The organism is Cryobacterium zhongshanensis (genome assembly GCF_022760445.1).
GTDB classification, from domain to species: Bacteria; Actinomycetota; Actinomycetes; order Actinomycetales; family Microbacteriaceae; genus Cryobacterium; species Cryobacterium algoricola.
Genome location: NZ_JALGAR010000003.1, coordinates 119,643 through 143,176, shown reverse-complemented (window position 1 = coordinate 143,176; position 23,534 = coordinate 119,643). Strand labels below are relative to the sequence as shown.

At 68.5% G+C, this 23,534-nt stretch carries 17 protein-coding genes; 14 read left to right on the top strand and 3 right to left on the bottom strand.

From position 1 onward, the window contains the following. Window positions 1–105 precede the first annotated feature (105 nt). Together MQH31_RS12250 and leuS are read left to right on the top strand one after the other, a co-directional pair. Window positions 106–1,821 carry an anthranilate synthase component I family protein gene (locus MQH31_RS12250; protein WP_243012283.1) on the top strand — a complete coding sequence of 572 codons (1,716 nt, stop codon included), beginning with the start codon at window positions 106–108 and terminating at the stop codon, window positions 1,819–1,821. A gap of 59 nt (window positions 1,822–1,880) precedes the next feature. Then, window positions 1,881–4,475 carry a leucine--tRNA ligase gene (gene leuS / locus MQH31_RS12245; protein WP_243012282.1) on the top strand — a complete coding sequence of 865 codons (2,595 nt, stop codon included), beginning with the start codon at window positions 1,881–1,883 and terminating at the stop codon, window positions 4,473–4,475. A gap of 200 nt (window positions 4,476–4,675) precedes the next feature. On the opposite strand, the gene MQH31_RS12240 is transcribed toward leuS, so the two are convergent. Beyond that, window positions 4,676–5,863: a PucR family transcriptional regulator gene (locus MQH31_RS12240; RefSeq protein WP_243012281.1), complete on the bottom strand. Its 1,188-nt coding sequence runs from the start codon at window positions 5,861–5,863 to the stop codon at window positions 4,676–4,678. A gap of 164 nt (window positions 5,864–6,027) precedes the next feature. Between MQH31_RS12240 and MQH31_RS12235 the strand changes: the two genes are divergently transcribed. The 12 genes from MQH31_RS12235 to MQH31_RS12180 all read left to right on the top strand — a co-directional run bounded on the left by MQH31_RS12235 (window position 6,028) and on the right by MQH31_RS12180 (window position 22,213). Continuing rightward, window positions 6,028–7,359 carry an MFS transporter gene (locus tag MQH31_RS12235; protein WP_243012280.1) on the top strand — a complete coding sequence of 444 codons (1,332 nt, stop codon included), beginning with the start codon at window positions 6,028–6,030 and terminating at the stop codon, window positions 7,357–7,359. Between the two features lie 36 nt (window positions 7,360–7,395). Further along, entirely contained in the window at window positions 7,396–9,036 is a 1,641-nt protein-coding gene (locus MQH31_RS12230; protein WP_243012279.1) for a thiamine pyrophosphate-dependent enzyme, read from the top strand. Then, complete coding sequence (locus tag MQH31_RS12225; protein WP_243012278.1) at window positions 9,033–10,697, top strand: amidohydrolase; 1,665 nt, start codon at window positions 9,033–9,035, stop codon at window positions 10,695–10,697. Before MQH31_RS12230 ends, MQH31_RS12225 begins: the two co-directional genes overlap by 4 nt. Window positions 10,698–10,716: 19 nt before the next feature. Then, the gene (locus MQH31_RS12220) at window positions 10,717–11,988 is read left to right on the top strand and encodes a M20 family metallo-hydrolase (protein ID WP_243012277.1); all 1,272 of its coding nucleotides are present in this window, start codon (window positions 10,717–10,719) and stop codon (window positions 11,986–11,988) included. 71 nt (window positions 11,989–12,059) lie between these two features. Then, the gene (locus MQH31_RS12215) at window positions 12,060–13,463 is read left to right on the top strand and encodes an NAD-dependent succinate-semialdehyde dehydrogenase (RefSeq protein WP_243012276.1); all 1,404 of its coding nucleotides are present in this window, start codon (window positions 12,060–12,062) and stop codon (window positions 13,461–13,463) included. A gap of 286 nt (window positions 13,464–13,749) precedes the next feature. Further along, complete coding sequence (locus MQH31_RS12210; RefSeq protein WP_243012275.1) at window positions 13,750–14,688, top strand: helix-hairpin-helix domain-containing protein; 939 nt, start codon at window positions 13,750–13,752, stop codon at window positions 14,686–14,688. A 138-nt stretch (window positions 14,689–14,826) separates the two neighbouring features. After that, window positions 14,827–17,598, top strand: a complete 2,772-nt coding sequence (locus MQH31_RS12205) for a ComEC/Rec2 family competence protein (protein WP_243012274.1) — start codon at window positions 14,827–14,829, stop codon at window positions 17,596–17,598. Between the two features lie 93 nt (window positions 17,599–17,691). Beyond that, window positions 17,692–18,729: a DNA polymerase III subunit delta gene (gene holA, locus MQH31_RS12200; RefSeq protein ID WP_134533400.1), complete on the top strand. Its 1,038-nt coding sequence runs from the start codon at window positions 17,692–17,694 to the stop codon at window positions 18,727–18,729. A gap of 108 nt (window positions 18,730–18,837) precedes the next feature. Continuing rightward, the gene (locus tag MQH31_RS12195; RefSeq protein ID WP_134533402.1) at window positions 18,838–19,326 is read left to right on the top strand and encodes a histidine kinase; all 489 of its coding nucleotides are present in this window, start codon (window positions 18,838–18,840) and stop codon (window positions 19,324–19,326) included. A 128-nt stretch (window positions 19,327–19,454) separates the two neighbouring features. Then, window positions 19,455–20,300 carry a DUF4097 family beta strand repeat-containing protein gene (locus MQH31_RS12190; protein ID WP_134533404.1) on the top strand — a complete coding sequence of 282 codons (846 nt, stop codon included), beginning with the start codon at window positions 19,455–19,457 and terminating at the stop codon, window positions 20,298–20,300. A gap of 69 nt (window positions 20,301–20,369) precedes the next feature. Continuing rightward, window positions 20,370–21,389 carry an ABC transporter ATP-binding protein gene (locus MQH31_RS12185; protein ID WP_243012273.1) on the top strand — a complete coding sequence of 340 codons (1,020 nt, stop codon included), beginning with the start codon at window positions 20,370–20,372 and terminating at the stop codon, window positions 21,387–21,389. Next, window positions 21,386–22,213, top strand: coding sequence for an ABC transporter permease (locus MQH31_RS12180; protein ID WP_243012272.1), 828 nt, complete (start codon window positions 21,386–21,388; stop codon window positions 22,211–22,213). Before MQH31_RS12185 ends, MQH31_RS12180 begins: the two co-directional genes overlap by 4 nt. A 79-nt stretch (window positions 22,214–22,292) precedes the next feature. Here MQH31_RS12180 and rpsT read toward each other — a convergent pair whose 3' ends face one another. Both rpsT and MQH31_RS12170 read right to left on the bottom strand, forming a co-directional pair. Beyond that, window positions 22,293–22,556: a 30S ribosomal protein S20 gene (gene rpsT / locus MQH31_RS12175; RefSeq protein ID WP_134533410.1), complete on the bottom strand. Its 264-nt coding sequence runs from the start codon at window positions 22,554–22,556 to the stop codon at window positions 22,293–22,295. Between the two features lie 185 nt (window positions 22,557–22,741). Then, entirely contained in the window at window positions 22,742–23,452 is a 711-nt protein-coding gene (locus MQH31_RS12170; protein WP_243012271.1) for an alpha/beta fold hydrolase, read from the bottom strand. Window positions 23,453–23,534 lie beyond the last annotated feature (82 nt).

Sequence of the window (23,534 nt, the reverse complement as noted above, 5' to 3'; positions counted from 1 at the left end):
CACGCTCCACAGGTCACCTGTGGAAAACCCGATCGGAATACTTCTGACAGCGGTCTGGGACGCCCGTAGTGCCGCGAAGATTCAGCAGGCTCCTAGGCTAGGGGCGTGTCCGCATCCTCCCGCCCTCGCCGCAGTCCCGGCCGGGGCGACCACCAACGTTGGGAACTGGACGGCTGGTGGGACCCGGCAGACGCCTTCGATGCCCTCTACCGCGAGAGCGGACACGCCATCTGGCTCGATGCCGGCCCTGGCGCCCACACCGGCTTCAGCTACCTCGCCGGGCCGACCGAGCGCTCCCGGTTCGTGAACGCCTCCGTTCCAGATGGAACGGTGACGGTGACGGTGCCCGGAGACCCGCTCTCCGCACCCGTCACGAGCCGCGGCACGATCTTCGACTTCCTCCGGGACGACCTCGCCGCGCCCATCAACGCGTCCGGGCCGCACGCGTCGGACGAGCCGTACGAGCCGGACGAGCCGGACGAGCCTGACGAGCCGCACGAGCCGCACGAGCCGGACGAGCCGGACGCTCTGAGCGACCCTGACAGGCCCCACGATCCAGACACGGTGGCCGATTCGGAGCCGGGCGCCCGGCAACCCGGCGGCTTCCATCTCGGCTGGGTCGGCTGGCTCGGGTACGAGCTCGGCGCGCAGACCCTCGGCGTGCCACTCCCTCCGTCGCGCTACCCCGACGCCGCGCTGCTCGAGGTCGACCGGATGCTCGTCTTCGACCACACGAACCGCACCGTCACCCTGCTCGCCCGCAGGCAGCCGGGGGAGTCGCCCCACCTCGCGGAGGACTGGGCCAGCGCTGTGCGGGCGCGCCGGGACAGTGCTCGTGCGATGCGGCATGCGCTGCCGGGAGACGCCGCAGCGACCGCAGCGACCGCAGCGACCGCAGCGACCGCAGCGACTGTCGCAGCGACTGTACCGACCGCCGCAGCGGATGCCGCCCTCGAGCACCCTGCATCGCCGCCCCGCGCCCGGTGGCGGCACGACGCAACCCACTACTCCGCACTGATCGGGCGCTGCCAGGCCTCCATCGCCGCGGGAGACGCGTACCAGCTCTGCCTCACCAACGAGATCACCGTCGACGCGCGACCGAACCCCGTCGCGGCGTACCACCGGCTGCGCGCCGGCAGCCCGAGCCACCACGGCGGCCTGCTGCGCTTCGGGCACACCGCCCTGCTGAGCGCCTCGCCCGAGCAGTTCCTCACCGTCGGCCCGGACGGCGGCGTTTCAAGCAAACCGATCAAGGGCACCAGGCCGCGGTCCGGGGATCCCGCGACCGACGCCGACCTCCGCGCCGAACTCGGCTCGAGCGACAAGGAACGCGCCGAGAATCTGATGATCGTCGACCTGATGCGCAACGACATCGGCCGGGTCGCCGAACTCGGCACCGTCGGCGTCACGCGCCTCTTCGACATCGAGAGCTACGCGCACGTGCACCAGCTCGTGAGCACCGTCGAGGCGCGCCTCGCCGCGGGGCTGACCGGCACGGATGCCGTCGAATCGTGTTTCCCGGCCGGTTCGATGACCGGGGTGCCCAAGCTCAGCGCCGTCAGCCTGCTCAGCGGCCTCGAGGACGGCCCCCGTGGCATCTACTCCGGTGCATTCGGCTATTTCGGCCGCGACGGCGCCGTCGACCTCGCCATGGTGATCCGCAGCATCGTGCTCGACCGGGCAGGCGCCTCGATCGGGACCGGCGGCGGAATCACCGCCCTCTCGGTCGCTGCGGAGGAGATCGAGGAGACCCGGATCAAGGCCGCAGCACTCCTGACCGCGCTCGATTCCGTCCCTGACCTCGTTTCGGCTAAGGGTTGAGTAACCTAGAAGCTTGGACCGTGAAGCGTTCACGCCCGAATCACCAGAATGAGAGTCCCGTGGCACACGAGCACGACCGCACCCCATACGGCGTAGAGATCGACGAGGACTTCTATGACTTCGCCGCGATCCAGGCGAAGTGGCAACCCATCTGGGACGAGCTCGAACCGTTCCGCACGAGCGACCCCGACGACACCCGTCCGCGCAAGTACGTGCTCGACATGTTCCCGTATCCCTCCGGCGACCTGCACATGGGCCACGCCGAGGTCTACGCGCTCGGCGACATCGTCGCCCGGTACTGGCGCCAGCAGGGCTTCAACGTGCTGCACCCGATCGGCTGGGACTCCTTCGGACTCCCCGCGGAGAACGCCGCCATCAAGCGCGGCATCGACCCGCGCGGCTGGACCTACGACAACATCGCCCAGCAGAAGAAGAGCATGAAGCTCTACGCGGCCTCCTTCGACTGGTCCCGCGAACTGCACACGAGCGACCCCGAGTATTACAAGTGGAACCAGTGGCTGTTCCTGCAGCTGTACAAGAAGGGCCTCGCCTACCGCAAGGACAGCTGGGTCAACTGGGACCCGATCGACCAGACCGTGCTCGCGAACGAGCAGGTGCTGCCGGACGGCACGAGCGACCGCAGCGGCGCGATCGTGATCAAGAAGAAGCTCACCCAGTGGTACTTCAAGATCACCGACTACGCGGATCGCCTGCTCGACGACCTCAACCAGCTCGAGGGCACCTGGCCGGCCAAGGTGCTCAACATGCAGCGCAACTGGATCGGCCGCTCCATCGGCGCCGACGTCGACTTCGCCATCGAGGGCCGCGAGGCCGTCGTCAGCGTCTTCACGACCCGCCCGGACACGCTCTTCGGCGCGACCTTCATGGTCGTCGCCCCCGACTCCGACCTCGCGGCCGAACTCGTCGCCGACTCCACTCCCGAGGTGCGCGAGCGCTTCCAGGACTACCTCGTGCAGATGCAGAAGAGCACCGACATCGAGCGCCAGGCCACCGACCGGCCCAAGACCGGTGTCTTCCTCGAGCGTTACGCGATCAACCCGGTCAACGGCGAACGCCTGCCGATCTGGGCAGCGGACTACGTTTTCGCGGACTACGGCCACGGCGCCGTGATGGCCGTCCCCGCGCACGACCAGCGCGACCTCGACTTCGCCCTGAAGTTCGACCTGCCCGTCCGGGTCGTCGTCGACACGACGGCGCCCCTGACCGGCACCCTGCCCGTGATCACCCCAGGGATGATCGACGGCACGGAAGAACTGCCGGTCGACCCTGCGCCGCTCGACCCGACGGAAACCGGGGTCGCGCTGGCCGGGGAAGGCCGCCTGATCAACTCCGGCGCCCTCACCGGCCTCAGCAAGAACAACGCGATCAAGCGCATCGTCGAGCAGCTCACCGCCGACGGCACCGGGCGTTCCGCCAAGAACTACCGGCTGCGCGACTGGCTGATCTCCCGCCAGCGCTACTGGGGCACCCCGATCCCGATCATCCACGGCCAGGACGGCGCGGAAATCCCGGTTCCCGAAGACCAGCTGCCGGTGCTGCTCCCCTCAACGGAGGGTCTCGACCTCAAGCCGAAGGGCACCTCGCCGCTCGGCGGCGCCACGGACTGGGTCAACGTGCCCAACCCGATCGACGGCACCCCGGCTCGCCGCGACGCCGACACGATGGACACCTTCGTCGACAGCTCGTGGTACTTCCTCCGGTTCCTGAACCCGAACGACGACACCCAGGCGTTCGACCCGAAGGAAGCCGAGAAGTGGGCTCCCGTCGACCAGTACGTCGGCGGCGTCGAGCACGCCATCCTGCACCTGCTCTACGCGCGGTTCATCACCAAGGTGCTCTTCGACCTCGGCTACGTGACCTTCACCGAGCCGTTCACCGCCCTGCTCAACCAGGGCATGGTCATCCTCGACGGCACCAAGATGTCCAAGAGCAAGGGCAACCTCGTCTACTTCACCGAGGAGATCGACCAGTTCGGCGTCGACGCCGTGCGCCTCACCATGGCGTTCGCCGGCCCGCCCGAGGACGACATCGACTGGGCCGACGTGTCCCCGGTCGGTTCGGCCAAGTTCCTCGCCCGTGCCTGGCGTATGGCCAAGGACGTCACTAGCGCACCGGACGTGCTCTGGAAGACCGGGGACCCGGCCCTCCGCCGGGTCACCCACCGCTTCCTCGCCGACGCGCCCGGCCTCGTCGAGTCGTTCAAGTTCAACGTCGTCGTCGCCCGGTTGATGGAGCTCGTCAACGCGACCCGCAAGGTCATCGACACGGGAGCGGGCCCGGCGGATGCCGCGGTGCGCGAGGCCGCGGAGGCGACCGCCATGGCGCTCAACCTGTTCGCGCCGTACACGGCGGAGGACATGTGGCAGCGCCTCGGCTATGAGCCGTGCGTCGCGCTCGCCCAGTGGCGCAAGGCCGACCCTCGGCTCCTCGTCGAGGAATCCGTCACGGCCATCGTGCAGGTCGACAACAAGGTACGTGACCGTCTGGAGGTCTCGCCGAAGATCGCCGCTGACGACCTCGAGGGCCTCGCACGGGCATCCGCTTCGGTGATCCGCTCGATCGGGGACCGGGAGATTGTCCACGTGATCGTCCGGGCGCCGAAGCTCGTGAGCATCGTCACCAAGCCCGTCTGAGGCGGTGGTGTCGTCGGGTTCTGACGGCGTCAGATTCTGGCGGCCTGGCGGCCGGGGGTCCTGAGGAACTTCGGGGACCGCGGGGCGCTTCGCCGGCCCTCGACACGTTGGGGGCCGGTCCGGTTGTCCACCGGCCCAGCCCTGGACCGGCGCCTTGCGAGGCGCCTAGGATCGGCCGGCGTCAGACCCGACCCCGGACTCTATGCCCAGGCAACCACCAGCCGTGCGGCCTGTTGCGGCACTGTGACATCGATCCCGGTAACTTCCGTGAAACGACGCAACCGGTTCATGAGAGTGTTGCGATGGCAGAAGAGTACCTCGGCGGAGCTGGCGATGCTCCCGGTGGACAGGTAGGCCTGTACGGCCTCGATCAGCCGGGCGCGTTCCACTGCGCCGCAGTGCGCGAGCGCAGCATCCAGATCAGCTGTGATGGGCAGCCCGGATTCCCCGAGCCGCAAACGGGCCATCCGCGCCCAGGCCCGGGTTACCGTGAGGGCCTCCCCGTCGTCCGCAGTCAAGAGACTGGCGAGATCCCGGGCGATGCGCGCGGACTCAGCCAGCCTCGCGAGCCCGGGCACGAAGCCCACGAGCCCACAGCGGAGACGGCCGATCTGCAGGGCGGCCTCCTGGATCGCCGAACCCGGACGGTCGTCATTAGGCCAGAACGCGACGAGCCCGCCGCCCAAATGATGGGTGAAGATCTCGGCCCCCCGATGAGCGGTCGAGGCGATGACGATCCGTAACGCCGCCACGTCTTCCCCGATCGCAACGGCCACACTCAGCGGCGCATTCTCGGCCAGCTGCAGTTCCCCAGCGATATGGCCGAGCATCTCCGCTGACGGACCCACTTCTCCGAACAGTGTGGCAACATAACCCTGCCGCAGCGAGGAAGCCTCGTATTGCATGCGTTGCCGCTCGGCCATGTATGTGGACTGGGTCTGGCTGGCATAGGAATCAACGATGTGCCACACCCGGTCCGTATGGCGCACGAGCAGCGCGGCATCCGCTTCCTCCGCGATGGACGTCAACTCGCCCCAGAGAATTGAAAAGTCCAACCGGATTGCGGTCATCAGTGATTCGATGGGAACCCCAGCGCGCGCGCGCGACACGCCGACGTCGGTGGCGATGGCCAACCGTTCGGCCCTCCCCTCGACACTCTCGGACCCCTGCTGCAAACCGCGGATGAGCGCGGCGAAGGAGGCGGCGCCGGTTCGGCGAATTTCGCTGCCGGGCACGGGGATGCTGTCATATCCGGGCACGCGGAGCACCCGGTCCAGGAAGCGGTCGGTCAGCCGCTCCACGGACAACTGGGCGAGGAGGGCGCTCCATCGCTGCACGTCGGTACTTTCAACGGATTCACCGTTCTTTGACTCGCAAAGGTCACTCATTCCGTCATTTTATGTGCTTTTGCACAAGTCGCGACGGGTATCTCGTGACATTTCGTTCATCGAGGGGCGATCCCGCGCTGGCAGACTTCTATGAATTCCCCACAGGTCGCCGCGGGTTTCCTCTGAACCGCGAAGGACCATCAACCCCCACGACGGAGAGACTGATGACCCTAGCTACTGAAGTTACCAACGTGGAGGCTGGTGCAACGCGCCAGATCACCGACAAGGAAGCCACGAAAGTCGCCATGGGGGCCCTCATCGGCACTGCAATGGAATGGTACGACTTCTTTCTCTTCAGCGCGGCCGCCGCTCTGGTCTTCAACGTGCAGTACTTCCAGAGCCAGAACGCGACCGCGGCGGCCATGGCCGCGTTCGCAACGTTCGGGGTGGGGCTCGTCGCCCGCCCGGTCGGCGGCATGATTTTCGGCGCAATGGGCGACCGGATCGGCCGCCGCCGAACCCTGATGGTGACCATCGTGGGCATCGGCCTCATCACCGGCCTGATCGGCCTGTTGCCGACCTACGCGGCGATCGGCATTGCCGCACCGATCCTGCTGGTGCTGCTCCGTGTGCTTCAAGGCCTCTTCGTTGGTGGCGAGTGGTCCGGCGCAATGACCATCGTGGTGGAAAACGCGCCTCTGAAACGCCGCGCCCGGTATGCCGCACTCCCACAGATCGGTTCGCCCATCGGCACGATCCTTTCCTCCGGCGGCTTCTTCCTTATGACACTGTTCTTCTCCCAGGAGAACTTCACATCCTTCGGCTGGCGCATCCCTTTCCTGGCGGCCATTCCGATGCTCCTGATCGCGCTGTACATCCGCAGCCGTCTCGATGAATCGCCCGTCTTCGCCGAGTTGAAGGAGAAGGGCGAGACCGAGAAGGCTCCAATTCGCACCACTCTCGTCCACCACTGGAAGCAGATCATCGTCGGCATGGCCGCGGGCCTGTTGGGAGTGGGAGGCTTCTACCTCGTAACCGCATTCGTGGTCTGGTACGGCGTGAACGTGCTCGGCTACAGCGTCCAGCTGATGCTGCTCGGCGGGATGATCGCGGCCCTCATGGAAATCCCGGTACTCATCCTCGGCGGCCGCCTGGGAGAGCGCTTCGGCGCCAGCCGCGTCATCATTTTCGGCGGTATCTTCTCTGCGATCATCGCATTCCCGGCATTCCTGCTGATCGTCAGCGAAAACCCGGTCCTCGTCATCACCGGCATGACCATTGCCGTCGCGGCCCTGTCCTTCCCGTACGCGGCATCCGGCACCGTCCTGACCGGGCTGTTCCCGGCTCGAACGCGCTACACCGGAGTCGGGTTCGCCCAGAACACCGCCGGGATGATCAGCGGTTTCATCCCGCTGTTGGCCACAGGTCTTGTCGCCGGTGCGGGGAACCACTGGTGGCCGGCCGCGGCCATGCTTGTCTTCCTGTCGCTGTTCACAGCGGTCGCCGGCGCGATCGCCCCACGGATGAGTGTGGACCTCCCCGGATTCAAGCACTGACCGGCTCGACCGCCCCCCGAACAGAAAGCTCGCAACATGAAGCAGTCAGCCGGCCACCTCATCGTTCGCCAACTCGAAGTCCACGGTGTACGCCGCGTCTATCTGGTGCCGGGAGAGAGCTATCTCGACGTTCTGGACGGGCTCCACGATTCTCCGATCGAGACGGTGGTCTGCCGCCACGAGGGGGGCGCGGGCTTCATGGCCCTCGCCGAAGGACGACTGACCGGGACGCCAGGGGTGGTGATGGTGACCCGCGGGCCGGGTGCGGCAAACGCGATGATCGCGGTGCACACCGCCTGGCAGGATGCGACCGCGCTCGTTCTGTTCGTCGGGCTCGTTCCCGTACGCGATCGCGAGCGCGATTCCTTTCAAGAATTCAACCTGGCCGGCTGGTTCGGCACCACCGCGAAACGAGTCATCGTGCTCGACGACCCGTACCGGGCCGGTGAGCTGGTGGCCGAGGCCATGCACCTGGCCGCGGCCGGACGCCCTGGACCCGTCGTGATCGGACTTCCCGAAGACGTGCTGGTGCAGCTCATCGACGTGGATCCCGCCCAGGTTCGACCGAGCGCCACCGCCACGCCATCCCCGGGAGAACTCGCTCGTCTCACCGACCGGCTCGCAGCCGCCGAACGGCCGCTGATCATCGTCGGGGGCGATGGCTGGGGCGAGGCGACCGGCGCGATCCTGATGGAGTGGGCCGCGGTGGCACGAATCCCCGTCGCGACGGACTGGCGGGCCCACGATGCCGTACCGCATCACGGTGCCGCATACTCGGGCTGGTTGGGCTACGGACGGGCGGATACGCTCGCTGCGCGACTGGACGAGGCGGACCTCCTCCTCTTCATCGGTTGCGGACGCTCGGACGTGCTCAGTGACGGCTATACCCGCGGCTTCGCCCAGCCGAGCCTGCTCGTCCTTGCCGATGCTTCCGCCACCATGCATTCGGGCCGGATCGACCAGCATGTCCTCAGCACACCGGCCGCCTTCGTGGCTTCACTCCCGATCCCGGAATCCGCGCGCGGCATGCGCACGGCCGACTGGATGACGGCGCTGCACCGCGACCAACTCCGATTCGGAGCACCCCGACCGGACGGGGGCTCGGGTGTCGACCTCGGAATCGCGTTCGAGGACCTCGAGCGGCTGCTACCCGGCCAACGCGTCCTCTGCTACGGGGCGGGAAACGCCACCATCTGGGGTCACCGCTACCTCTCGCACACACAGCCCCATTCTCTGGTCGGTTCGCGCAACGGCGCAATGGGGCTCTCTGTACCCTCCGCCGTCGCCGCGTCCCTGATCTTCCCTGACCGGCAGGCGGTCGCAATCTGCGGTGACGGTGACTTCTTCATGAATGCCCAAGAGCTCTCCGTTGCATTCGCCCAGGGCAGCACACCGCTGGTGATTGTGGTGGACAACGGCATCTACGGCACAATCGTGCAGCATCAACGCGCCCGCTATCCGGGCCGTCCTTCAGGAACATCCATGGCGAATCCCGATTTTTCCGCCTGGATGCGGTCCTTCGGCGGTCACGGCGAATACGTCGATCGCACCGAGGACTTCGAACCAGCCTTGGAACGCGCCCTGGCCAGTGGGCTACCGGCACTCCTGCACCTGCGCACCGATCCAGAAACCATGCCGCCCTCGACAGCGGACACGGGAATGGCGGCCACCGCGTGAAACTCGACAGCATCATCCGTGGAGCCACAATCCTGACACTGGACCGGCAGCGTCCCACCGCGCACAGCATGGGCATCCTCGATGGACGCATCGCCGGGTTCGACGAGGAACTGGAGGGCTGTACCGCGGAGAGCATCGACGACTTCGCAGGCTTCGGCGGTGCCACCATCGTGCCCGGATTCATCGACGCGCACTGTCACACCACCTGGTGGGGGCTCGGCCTCTCGGCCGTCGACCTCGATCCTGCCCGTGGCCTGGACGCGCTCTATGCGTTGCTGGCCAGGGAAACCGCGCGGCTCGCCGACGAGCCGGACGAGTGGGTCAAGGGAACCGGGTTCAACCACAAGCACCACGATGGCCGGTTCCCGGATATTCGACGGCTTGACGAGATCACTGGCGAGAGGCCGATGTACCTGCGGCACGTCTCGGGGCACCTCTCGATCACGAACTCGGCAACCTTACGCCTGGCCGGTGTCTTCGAACCCGGCTTCACCAATCCCCTGGGCGGGGCTGTGCTGCGCGGTAGCGACGGATACCCGACCGGCGTGATCGAAGAATCCGCCCAATCACTGATTCAGAACCTGCTCTTGCCGTATTCAGTCCCTCAGATCGTGCAGGCGCTGGACGACGCCACGACCAGGTATGCCGAGCAGGGCATCACCAGCTTCACCGAGGCCGGTATCGGCGCCGGCTGGATCGGCCACAGCCCCATCGAGGTGCAGGCATACCAGCAAGCCCACCGGGACGGACGCCTCCATGCGCGAGCTCAGTTGATGCCGACGCTGGACGCGTTACGCCCCCTCACCTCGCATCCCGCGGATATGCACGGGACCGGACACGGCAACGGCATCGATCTGGGCATCAGCGCAGGGTTCGGCAATGACTGGCTCTCCCTGGGACCGGTCAAGGTGTTCATGGACGGATCGCTTCTGGGCGCGACGGCTGCGGTCACCGAGGACTACTGCGGGCACCCGCACAACAGCGGATACCTGCTCGACAGTCCGCAGTCCTACCGCGAGCGGGTCACCGACGCCTACCGAGCCGGCTGGCCGATCGCACTCCATGCCATCGGCGACGCCGCCATCGACCTTGCTGCGGAGATCATCATCGAGTGCCAGGACACCTTCGGCCGGAACGCCCTGCCGAACCGGATCGAACACTTCGGCATCTCCCGTCCGGACCAGGTCGCCCTGGTCGCCCGAGCCGGCATCGCGGTCACTCCCCAGGCAGGCTTCATCGGCCCCCTCGGCGACCAGTTCGCGCAGCTCGTCGGGTCCGACCGGGAGAGCTGGCTCTATCGAGGGCAGTCGCTCGTGGACGCCGGCGTGATCGTTGCAGGCAGCTCGGATCTGCCGGTGGCAGACAACAACGTGCGGCGAGCCCTGCAGTCATCCGTAGACCGCAAGACGGAGAACGGTCTGGTGCTGGGTGGCCCCGAGGAGGGCCTGACCCCCGAAGATGCCCTCCGCTGCTACACCGAAGGGGCAGCAACCGCGACCGGCACCATCGACAGCCGAGGCACCCTCGCCCGAGGGAAACTTGCCGACTTCGTAGTTCTTTCCGGCTCGCCCCTGACAGCGACCGATATCGGCACCCTCGACATCATCGCCACCGGCGTCGACGGTCGCTTCAGCTTCGATTCCCGCGCTCTCACCAAGTAACCACGATCGGAGCAATTCCATGAGCACGCCAACGCATCAGCGGCACTCTTTCCTCACCGATTTTCGCTCAATGAGCAGTTTCGGTTCCACCACTGGCGGCGGCGTCGATCGACAAGCCGCGACGGCGGCCGACGGCCAGACCCGCAACTGGTTTCGTGGGCTGGTTGAGGGCCATGACTTCACGGTTCGTTATGACCAGGTCGGCAACCAGTTCACCCTCGTAGAGCTGGCCCCGGGGGCGCCGTACATCGCCATCGGTTCGCACTTGGATTCCCAGCCTTTCGGTGGCCGTTTCGACGGCGCCTACGGCGTGCTGGCCGGCGCCCACGCGGCGATGCGGGTGAAGGAGGGGCTTGCCGGTCGGGACGGCGCCGCCCTGTTCAACATCGTCGTCGTCAACTGGTTCAACGAAGAAGGCTGCCGGTTCAAACCTTCGATGATGGGCAGCTCCGTCTTCACCGGGAAGCTTTCGGCGGAACAGGTCCTGACCACCACCGACCCACGCGGGGTGACGGTGAGGGAGGCCTTGGAATCGATCGGGACCATCGGTGATTTCAGCCTCGACGTCGCCGCCTACCTGGAGATCCACATCGAGCAAGGGCGTTCTCTGGAGGACGACGGGCTGAGCATCGGTTTGGTGGAGTCGACCTGGGGCGCCAACAAGTACGAGTTCGTAGTGCATGGCGAACAGGCGCACACGGGAGCGACCGTGATCGCAGACCGCTCCGACGCCCTGCTGGGCGCATCCTGCCTGGTGGTCGCAGCCCGCGACATCGCCAACCAGTTCACGACCGACGACCACATGGTCATCACCTCCTGCGGCGAATTCACCGTCTTCCCGAATTCCCCGGTCGTCGTTGCAAACCGGGTCACCCTGCTCGTGGACGTGCGTAGCACCGACCCGTCCGTATTGGCTGCCGCCGATGCCGAACTGCATCGTCGGGTCAACGAAATCGAAGAGTCCGCCAGGGTGAAGATCGAACGCGGTGCCGAGCACATCTGGGCGGCCAAGGCCTATGACGCCGCGGGACTGAAACTCGCCGCAGCCAGCGCAGAAAGACTGGGGCTTCAGTACGGCACCGTGCGAACCCGCGCCGGGCACGACTCGACCAACATGAAGGACATCGTCCCCACCATCATGCTCTTTGTTCCCAGCGCTGACGGAATCTCCCACAACGAGCGCGAGTTCACCTCGGACGAGGACATGCTGGCCGGGGTCGATCTCCTCACCGAACTCGCCGGACGGCTGGTGACCGGGGAACTCGTGCGCCCTGAACCTTTTCGCCCCTGAGCCGAAGGATCACCGCACAGACGGGCCGGGACATCCACCGATCACACCGAGAAGCACGCCAGGAGAAGACCATGAGCCTGTACGCCGTAACGAACCCTGCCACCGGGGAACTCGTCAAGGATTATCCGACCGCAACGGGAGAGGCGGTGGAAGCGGCATTGTCCTCCGTGGCTGCAGCGTCTCTCACCTGGAGGTGCGCCCCTATCGACGACCGGGTCAGACTGCTGAGGCGCGTCGCCGAGCTCTACACGGCACGACGGGATCAGTTGGCGGCCATCATCACCCGGGAGATGGGCAAGCCGATCTCGCAGGCAGGCCTCGAAGTCGACATCGCCGTGTCGATTTACAACTACTACGCGGACAACGGACCCGGATTCCTGGCCGACGAGGAGCTGGACGTCGTCGCCGGCGGGACCGCCGTTGTTCGGAAGGAAGGCCTGGGCGCACTCCTCGGGATCATGCCGTGGAACTACCCCTACTATCAGGTGGCACGTTTTGCCGCGCCGAACCTGATGAACGGCAACAGCATCCTCCTCAAGCACGCTCCCCAATGTCCTGAGTCGGCCCTCGCCATGGAACAGATTTTCCGGGATGCCGGCGCCCCGGAGGGCGCCTACGTGAACATCTTCGCGACCACTGAGCAGGTTGCCGTGATCATCGCGGACGATCGCATTCAGGGTGTCTCACTGACCGGGTCCGAGGGCGCCGGTGCCGCCGTGGCGGAGATCGCCGGTCGTCATCTCAAGAAAGTCGTTCTCGAGTTGGGGGGATCGGACCCCTATCTGGTGCTGGATTCCGCCGATCCCGAATACGCCGCCCGGCAGGCCGTCCTCGGTCGTTTCGGGAACGCCGGCCAGGCGTGCAATGCAGCCAAGCGCTTCATCGTCGAACAGGGCGTCTACGAAGAGTTCCTGAAGTACTTCACCACCGCCGTGTCCGCGATCAGCGTGGGCGACCCGTCGGATCCGAGAACCTTCATGGGGCCTCTCTCATCGGTGGCGGCGGTGAACGGACTCGCCGACCAGGTTGACGACGCCATCAGCAAGGGCGCTACCGCCGTGCTCGGTGGAGCCAGGCTCGACGGGCCCGGGGCGTGGTACCCGCCCACCGTCCTCGTCGGGGTGACACCGGACATGCGTGCGTACTCGGAAGAACTTTTCGGACCTGTGGCAGTGGTGCACAGAGTCGATTCTGAGGACGAGGCGATCGCGATGGCAAACGCCTCGACCTACGGACTCGGCGCTGCGATCCAGTCGGCGGACCCGGTGCAGGCCGAGCGGATCGCCCGCCGTCTGCAGGCCGGCATGGTGACGGTGAACGAAGCGTCGGGCACCGCTGCGGAGTTGCCCTTCGGTGGGGTGAAGCGGTCAGGAATTGGACGTGAACTCGGCCGGTACGGAATGGACGAATTCGTGAACCGGAAGCTGATCCGGGTCGCTCCGCCGCGTCCGGACAGTGCCGGCACGGCTGGCTGAACGGGAGCGAGGTGGCGACCTCTGATGAACAGCCAGAAGATCAGCGCGACCTCGCCCACGAACACGACTGGCGGAAGACGGCAGCAGCCGAGCCCGGCGATCGCAGGGCCCGTCCAACAACGCCAGGCCAGCTGGGGTCCTGAGAGCATTTGGGGACTGCCGGCCGCCTTGCCGGCCGCCTTGCCGGCCGCCTTGCCGGCCCTCGACAGGCTGAGGGCCGGTCCGATTGTCCACCGGTCCGACCGAGGACCGGCACACTGCGGAGCGCCGCGTTTAGCCTGCCCGGATGGAGACTGCAGGACCCTCGGCCTGGCCGGAATGGGAACCAGGGGCAGGGACGGGGACGGAACACCGTCCCGGCCGGGCGGGAGGCCTCGAGTCGGGTGCCGCCGGCGAGGCCGACCCGTTCCGTGACTCGTTCCCTGATCCGTTACGTGACCCGTTCCCTGGCCGGTTGCCGCCGCTCGACACCCTCGTGCCTGCCGCCCGTCGGCCGAGCCGGACGCGGCTGAGGATCGGACTGGGCGCGGCGGTCGTGCTCGTGCTGGCCGCTCTCCTGATCGCGGTGATCGTCACGGCCCTCGGACCTCAGTCAGGGCAGCAGGTCCTTGTCCCTGGTCGGAGCGGAGCCGAGGCCGACGGACCGCAGAAGGCCTCTCCATCGGCGACATCGGGCACGGGATCCGGCTCCGGGAGATCCGGCTCGGGCACCGGAGCATCCGGCTCCGGAACGGCGCAATCCTCGCCGGGCACCACGCCTGCCGCCGTGATCCTCGTGCACGTCCTCGGCGCCGTTGCCCGGCCGGGGCTGTTCGAACTTCCGGTCGGCGCCCGCGTGGTCGACGCGGTGTCTGCGGCAGGGGGATTCACCGCGACGGCCGATCCGGCAGGGGCAAATCTCGCCAGGCCGCTCGCGGACGGCGAGCAGGTGTACCTGCCTGCCCTCGGCGAGACGGTGCCGGGCGGTGCGGGGGGAGGAGGCGGCCCCGGCGGAAGCGGGGCGGGTTCAGGCGCTGCTCCCGGGCTTCCCGCGGTGAAGGTCAACCTCAACCGGGCGACGGCGGCCGAGCTGGATGCGCTGCCGCGGATCGGCCCGGCCATGGCGCAGCGCATCGTCGACTACCGGTCCGCGAACGGCCCGTTCGCCACCATCGACGACCTGCGGAACGTGACCGGAATCGGGGAAAAGACCTTCGACGCCCTGAAAGACCTCGTGACGGTATGAGGGCGTGACGCTATGAGGTCTCCGGCAGGCCCGGTTGGACCGGGAGTTCCTTCAGGCCCGGTTGGACCGGGAGTTCCTTCAGGCCCGGTACGGCCGGCAGGCCGGACAGGTCCGGCGGGAACGGACGCGCGGCTGGTCGTGCCTGCGGCACTGGCGTGGGCGACGGCCTGGTGGCTCACGGGTGCCCCGGCGTTCGCCGGTCCGGCCGCCGCGGTCCTCTGGGCGGTCGTGATGGTGGTTGCCCTCGTCGTCGCCGCGAGCGCGGCCTCCGCGGCGCGCAGGAAGCGCACACGGCCGGCATTCCGCCCGGCTTCTCACCGGTCGTCTCGCCGGGGGTCCGACGTGCCCGCGTGGAAACGCACGCCCTGGCAACGCACGCCCTGGCGACTCGCACCCTGGCGACGCGCACCCTCGCGGCGCGTGACCCGGGCGACGCTGGCCGGAACCGTCCTGGTCTGCGTCACGGCCGCGGCTCTCCTGGCGTCGCTCGTCGCGGTCGCGGCGACCACTCGACTCCCGGCCGAGATCGCGGCCGTCGCGGCCACCCATTCGTCGGTCACGGCACGGATCGTGGTCCGTTCGGTTCCGGTGGGCGCACCCGCGCTATCGGGATTCGGCGGTACCGGTGCCGATACCGGTGCCGGTGCAGACGCCGGGAGTGGGCGCATCCGGTTCAGCGGAACCCTCGTGGCCGTACGCGCGGTGACCGGCAGGACCGCGACAGCGGCAGCTGCGGCAACCCACGGTACGCGAGAAGGGCTGTCGGTGCCCGTCCTCGTGTTCGCCTCCGGGTCTCCGGGGGATTCCCTGAGGATCGGCGCGACCGTGCGGGTGGCCGCGACACTCGTGGCCACGGAACCTGGGGATGCTGCGGCGCTCCTGGTCTTCGCCCCCGGCCGACCGGCGCCCGTCTGCGGGGCGCCGTGGTGGCTCGACTGGGCGGATGCGTTGCGCTCCCGCTTCGCCGCCGCGGCCGCAACCCTGCCCGGTGACGGGGGAGCTCTGTTGCCCGGGCTCGCGATCGGGGACACGAGCGCCGTGGGCGATGACCTCGACGCGGCGATGAAGTCCAGCGCGCTCAGCCACCTGACCGCGGTCAGCGGCGCGAATTGCGCGGTTCTGATCGCGATCATCATGCTGCTGGGCGGCCGGTTCCGGCTCGGCAGGCTCCGACTCGGGCGTGGTGCGCGCATCACCCTGTCGCTCGCGGTGCTGCTGGGGTTCGTCGTGCTCGTGACTCCGGAGCCGAGCGTGCTGCGCGCCGCGGTGATGGCGGCGGTGCTTCTCATCGGAGTGGGCGTCGGAAGGCCGGGTCGGGGCGTGCCCCTCCTCGCGCTGTCCGTCATCGTGCTGCTCGCGACGGACCCCTGGCTCTCCCGCAGCTACGGGTTCGCGCTCTCCGTTCTCGCCACCGGCGGGCTTCTCGTGCTCGCCGGCCCACTGACCCGGTCCCTGGCCCGGTGGCTTCCGACCGGGCTCGCGGCCCTGATCGCGATTCCGCTCGCCGCCCAGCTCGCCTGCCAGCCCGTGCTCGTGCTGCTGAGCCCCACCTTTCCGCTCTACGGAGTTCCGGCCAACCTGCTCGCCGAACCGGCGGCGCCGCTCGGGACGGTCCTCGGCCTCGCGGCCTGCCTGCTCCTCGGCTGGCTTCCCGGCCTGGCGGGCGTCGTGCTCTGGTCGGCGTGGGTTCCCTCCGCCTGGATCGCGGCCGTCGCGCGGACCACGGCCGCGCTGCCGGGCAGCAGCCTGCCCTGGCCCGGCGGGCCGTTCGGGGTGGCCGTCACCGCGCTCCTCACCGCCGCCGTGCTCGTGCTGCTCCTGCGTCCGGGCACAGGAACCGGGAACCGGTCCGGACCCGGGGAGCAGGGCCCCGGCCCCGGCAGCGGTCGTGGCGGCGACGGCACGCCTCGATCGCGGCGGGGCGACGGGAGCGTACTCCGGCGCAGTCCCCAGCGCATCCTCCAGCACATGCTCCAGCGCATCATCTGGATACGCCGCCGGCCTCGTGCACGTGGCCGGGGCCGGACCCGATCGGTTCTCGACGGCTGGTCGGCCGTCGCGCTCGTGGTGCTCGTGCTGTTCGTCGGTGGGTATGCGGGCACCCTGATCGGACAGGCCGTCGGCCGCGCTCTGACCTTCCCCGCCGACTGGCAGATCGCCGCGTGCGATATCGGCCAGGGCGATGCCGTCGTCGTCAGGGACCACGGCGCCGACCGGGACCGTTTCGCCCTCGTCGACGTCGGGCCGGACCCGAAGCCGTTGCAGCGCTGCCTGCGCTCGCTCGGGATCGACCGCATCGACCTGCTGGTGCTGACCCACTACGACATGGATCACATCGGCGGAATCGCGGCCGTGATCGGCCGGGTCGGCACCGCGCTCGTCGGAATCCCGGAGAACGCGCAGGACGAACGGCTGCACGCCCGGCTGGCGGAGGGCGGTGCCGAGGTGCGCCAGGCCGCGAAGGGCGACGCGGGCACGCTCGGCGGTCTCCGCTGGGACGTGCTCTGGCCCGTGCGTGGCGGATCGGAGATGCAGACCGGCAACCCGGGAAGCGTCACGATCGAATTCGACGGTCGAGGCATCCGTTCGGTGTTTCTGGGCGACCTCGGCGAGGACGCCCAGGACGCACTCGACCGGGTGTCCGCACCGGGCAGGGTCGACGTCGTCAAGGTCGCCCACCACGGCAGTCGGGACCAGAGCCCGCCGTTCTATGCCGAGCTGCACGCAACGGTGGGGCTCATCTCCGTCGGCGCCGGCAATCGATACGGTCACCCGACCGCGTCCCTGCTCGACCTGCTCCGCTCGGTCGGCACCCTCGCCGTGCGCACCGACCGGCAAGGGCTCTCGGTCGTCGCGCCGGCCGCCGCCGGGGGAGGCGCCCTCACGGTCTGGACCGAGAAGGGCGGCTGACGCCGATGACGTATCGAGGGTGACTGTCCCCGGTGCCGGTTAGGCTGGAAACCCTGAGCCCGCCCCTGAGCAGGCCCGGGGGAGAGGATTCGCGTGGCCGTCCGCAGCGCAGCACCCGCCAAGACCGCGCGCGCCGGCAAGGCCGTCGCGATCCCGCAACTCGCCTGGCACGAGGTCCGGCCCGCCCCGATCGTGCTGGTCTCGGGGACGGAGACCTTCCTCGCCGAACGGGCCATCCGACAGCTGCGTGACTTCCTCAAGCTCGAGGACCCGAGCCTCGAGATCAGCGACGTTCTCGCCGACAGCTACGCGCCCGGTGAGCTCCTCACGATGGCGAGCCCGTCGCTGTTCGGCGAACCGCGTCTGATCCGGGTCGCCAACGTGGAGAAGTGCAGCGACACCTTCCTCGCCGAAGCCCTCGACTATCTCGAGAACCCCGCGGAGGACACCTACGTCGTGCTCCGCCACGCCGGCGGCGTGCGCGGCAAGAAGCTCCTCGACACCATCCGGTCCGGCCTCGGCGGCGGCATCGAGATCGTCTGCGCCGAACTCAAGAAGGACACCGACCGGCACGACTTCGCGGCCGCCGAGTTCCGCACGGCGGGCAAACGGGTCAGCGGCAGCGCCCTGCGCGCCCTCGTCGCAGCCTTCTCCGGGGATCTCGCCGAACTCTCCGCAGCCTGCCAGCAGCTCATCGCGGACTCGACCGCCGAGGTCACGGAGGCCACGGTCGACCGCTACTACGGCGGTCGCGTCGAGGCGAATGCCTTCAAGGTCGCCGACGCCGCGATCGCGGGCAAGTACGGCGACGCCCTCGTCATCCTGCGGCACGCGCTCACGTCGGGCGCAGACCCGGTACCCGTAGTCGCCGCATTCGCCATGAAGATCCGCACGATGGCCAAGGTCTACGGCGCCCGTGGCGGGTCCGGCCAGCTCGCCGGCCAGCTCGGCCTGGCGCCCTGGCAGGTCGAACGCGCCCAGCGCGACCTCCGCGGCTGGACGGACGAGGGCCTCGGACGCTGCATCGTCGCCCTCGCCGAAGCGGATGCCGCGGTCAAGGGCGCCGAACGGGATCCCGTTTTCGCCCTCGAACGCCTGATCGGGGTCATCGCCCGCCGCGGCGAGGACTGACCTGCTGACCTGCCCCTGCCCCTGCCCCTGCCCTCCCGTCACGGTCCCATCCGCAGGGTGACACCAAAATCGCTTGACATGACACCACAGTGGTGTCACTCTGGTGATATGGAACTCGGACAGTACGTCACCGACCTGCAGCGCCAGTTGGCGGAGACCGCGGCGAACGGCGCGGAGGACACCCGTGCCGTCGCCGAACGGCTCGCCGCCGGACTCGACGCCGCGACGAGGCTCGTGCTGCTCGACGTGCTTTCGGCCGCGGTCGGCGAGATCACCCGCGACCTCGCACCCGGTTCGGTCGACCTGCGACTCCGTGGCCGCGAGATCGAGTTCGTGGTCACCCAGCCGAACCCCGAGTCCGACGCCGAGGACCGGCAGCCCGCCGCCGTCGACCTCGACGACACGAGCACGTCCCGCACGACCCTCCGCCTCCCAGACGCCCTCAAGACCCGGGTGGACGAGGCGGCGGCGGCCGACGGGCTCTCCGTCAACACCTGGCTGGTCCGCGCGATCGCGGCCGCCCTCCAGCCCCGGCAGCGCCGCTCCGCGCAACGCACGCTCCGCACCGGGGACAACTTCGCGGGCTGGGCGCGCTGACCGACCCGGCCCCCGGCATCCACCAGTACTACCCCGCCACGCCAGACACGCGCGAGACACACGCACAGGCACACGCACCAGACACGCACACCGGTCACACTCCAGCCCACAGAAAGGGACGCGCCAGCATGCCCGCTTACAGTACCCCCGGTCCCATCGACCTCGCCATCAACCTGCCCGTCGGCATCGTCGAGGTGCTCGCCGGCGACCGCACCGACACGATCGTGACGGTGTCGCCCACCAACCCTGCGAAGGCCGTCGACCGCAGGGGAGCGGAGGAGACCCGGGTCGAGTTCGACGGCAACCGGCTGACCCTGACCGGGCCGAAGCCGCGATTCAACCTGATCGGCCCGACCGAGTCCGTCGACGTGAAGGTCGAGCTGCCCACCGGGTCACGGCTGACCGTCGAGATCAGCGTCGGCGGGGTGCGCACCGTCGGCCGGCTCGGCGCGACCCGTATCAAGGCGTCGACCGGCGCCGTGAACCTCGATGCGACGGGCGACCTGTGGCTCCGCGCCTCCCACGGCAATGCGGCAGTGACCAGTGCAGACGGCGGAATCGACATCACGGCGGACCACGGTCAGATCCGGATCGGCACCGTCACCGGTGACGCCGTCCTCAAGGCGTCGCACGGCAGCATCCTGATCGGTGAAGCCGGCGGCGACCTCGAAGCCAAGCTCTCCTACGGCGACCTCGACATCACCACGGCCCTCGCCTCGGTCTCGGCGAAGACCGCATACGGCAGCATCCACCTGCACGAGGTGTCGAGCGGTTCCGTCCAGCTCGAGAGCGGCTTCGGCCAGGTGACCGTCGGCGTCCGGCCGGGCATCCCCGCCTGGCTCGACCTCGCCACGAAGGAAGGGCGAGTGCGCAATGACCTGGCCGGCGACCGGGCTCCCGACTCAGCGGAGCACACCGTCTCGGTCCGTGCACGCACCCGTTTCGGCGACATCGCCGTCGAACGCGCCCACTGACCGGGTGAAGCGCAGTCACTGAACAACCGAAACAGCAGAGCAACCAACCAGTAGAAGGGAACGACAGACATGACCAGACCGGCGATCGACGTCCAGGGGCTCCGCAAGGCCTATGGCGGAAAGACCGTGCTCGACCGGGTCGACCTCAGCGTCGAGGCGGGCACCGTCACGGCGCTGCTCGGCCCGAACGGCGCGGGCAAGACCACGACCGTGCACATCCTGTCCACGCTCGTGCGACCCGACGGCGGGACTGCCGTCGTCAACGGATGCGACGTGGTGCGCGACCACGACGGCGTCCGCGCCTCAATCGGCCTCACCGGCCAGTTCTCGGCCGTCGACGGCCTGCTCACCGGCGAGGAGAACCTCCGCCTGATGGCGAGGCTGCGGCACCTCGGACCGAAGCGCGGGGCCCAGCGGGTGGCGGAACTCCTCGAACGGTTCGACCTCGTCGAATCCGCCCGGAAGCCGCTCGCCACATACTCCGGAGGGATGCGCCGCCGCCTCGACCTCGCCATGACCCTCGTCGCGGCGCCGAGCGTGCTCTTCCTCGACGAACCGACCTCCGGCCTGGACCCGCGCAGCCGCCACACAATGTGGGATATCGTGCGCGACCTCGTGACGGACGGCACGACGGTGCTGCTCACGACCCAACACCTCGACGAGGCCGATGAGCTCGCCGACCGCATCGCCGTGCTCGACGGCGGCCAGATCGTCGCGAACGGCACTCCGGACGAGCTCAAGCGCCTCGTCCCCGGCGGGCACATCCGGCTACGATTCACGGATGCCGCGGCGCTCGACGCCGCCGCCCGACTGCTCGGCGACTCCGCTCGCGATGAGGTAGGGCTCGCACTCACCGTGCCGGGCGACGGCACGGTCGGCGCGCTGCGCGGCATCCTGGACCGCCTCGACAACGCGGGCGTCGAGATGGAGGACCTGAGCATCCACACGCCCGATCTCGACGACGTCTTCTTCGCCCTCACCACGACGACCACGACCACCACGACCACCACGACCACCACGGACCGGCCCGGCCCGGCCGGCCCTGCCGGTGCGGCCGGGAGGGCACGAACGAAGGGAACAGAGTCATGACCACCCTCACTGCGCACGCGACGGCCCCTGGCCGGAGTTCCCATGTGATCACCGACACCGTCACGATGCTGCAGCGCAACCTGCTGCACATGGTGCGCTATCCCGGCCTCTCCCTGTTCACCATCCTTGGACCCGTCGTGGCGCTGCTGCTCCTCGTGTTCGTCTTCGGTGGAACTCTCGGCGCGGGCCTGCCGGGAGTCGACCCCTCCGGCGGCCGCGACGCCTACCTGGCCTATGTGATGCCCGGAATCCTCCTCATCACGATCGCCGGCAGCGCGGGCGGCGCCTCGATCACCGTCGCCATGGACATGACCGAAGGAATCACGGCCCGGTTCCGCACGATGTCGATCTCGCGGGCGGCGGTCCTCGCCGGACACGTGGTCGGGAACACCATCCAGGCCGTCATCGCCGTTGCGCTTGTGCTCGGCGTCGGTCTCCTGATCGGATTCCGGCCGACGGCGGGCCCCGCCGAATGGCTCGCCGCATTCGGCCTGATCGTACTCATTTCGTTCGCGGTGAGCTGGCTCGGCGTCGCGATGGGAATGCAGTCGAAGACCGTCGAGACGGCCAGCAACCTGCCCCTGCTCCTGACCCTCCTGCCGCTCCTCGGCAGCGGCTTCGTGCCGACGGCCTCGATGCCGGAGTGGTTGCAGTGGTTCGCGCAGTACCAGCCGTTCACGCCGTTCATCGAGAGCCTGCGCGGGCTGCTCCTCGGCACCCCGCTCGGCTGGAACCCGGTGCTCGCGATCGGATGGGCCGCCGTGCTGGCACTCGCCGGCTACGTCTGGTCGCTGGCGCTCTACGAGCGCAAGTCCGTGCACTGACCCGCCGCACACGAAAAAGCCCCCGCCGAAGAGGCGGGGGCTTTTCGACAGCCGGAAACCCGGCTGGATGATGCGAAGACTAGACGAGCGCGCCGACGGACTTGGCGAGCGCGGACTTCTTGTTTGCAGCCTGGTTGCGGTGAATGACACCCTTGCTGACGGCCTTGTCGAGCTTCTTCGACGCAACGGCGAGGCTGGCGACAGCCTTGTCCTTGTCGCCGGAGGTGACAGCGAGGCGCGCCGCGCGGACGGCGGTCTTGAACTCGCTCTTGACCGCCTTGTTGCGCTCCTGGGCCTTCTTGTTGGTGCCAATACGCTTGATCTGCGACTTGATATTTGCCACGTTTATACGCTTTCGTTAGGTTCTTGTTCGGATGGGCCGCGTGGCGGTAGAGGGCGCCGTACGGCAAAATCGTGGTGGGGTGGGACCCAACACGCAAGCCAACAGGCAACGATACCAGTTAATCGCCTCGGCCGACAATCGGGGCCGATATCGATGCCGCGAACGTCAGATCGATGCCGCGAACGTCAGGGGAGCCCGGCCAGGATCCGGTCGAGGATCGCCGCGAAGCGGTTCGGCTGGGCGAGGCTGACCAGATGCGAGGCCCGGGGGACGACGATGAGGTGCCCGTTCGGGCACGCGGCGAGGAACCGTTTCTCGTGCAGGCGGAACTGGTCGAAGGCGCCGTTGACCAGCCAGACCGGCCCGGGGTATTCGGCCAGGTTCTGCACGGGCCGGAGGGTCGCGGTCGCGCGGAGCCCGGCATCCATGACGCCGAGCGGCACTCCGCCGGCGAGGGCGTCGAGCGCGCCCTCCCGGGGCAGCAGGACGCGCACGAGCGTCGTGTGCAGCCACAGGCCCTGGTCGGGAAGGCGACGGATCAGCCTGGCCAGCCACCGATAGGCAGCAAGCCCCGGCCCGGCCGGAATGAAGCTGCACCCCGCCGCCACGAGACCGATCACCCGCTCGGGATGGGCGGCCGCGTACGCGATCGAGTAGTACCCGCCCAGGGACAGTCCGACGAGCAGCACCCGGCCGCCCAGCGCGGTCGCGCCCTCGTCGATCGCCTCGAGTGCCGCCGCGACCGTGAACTTTTCGTCGCTGCGCGAACCGTGGCCGGGCAGGTCGACGGCGAGGGACGGGTGGCCGGATTCGCTGAGGAGTGCCTCCTGCTGGCGCCACATGCTGCGCGAGGACCGGATTCCGTGCACGAACAGAACCGGGGTGGTTCCCGTCATCGGTCCTCCAGACGTGCCGGAGCGACCCGGCCGGTAACCGCAGATCCTACTCGCGCGCCCTGCGGTCTCCGCGAGCGAAATC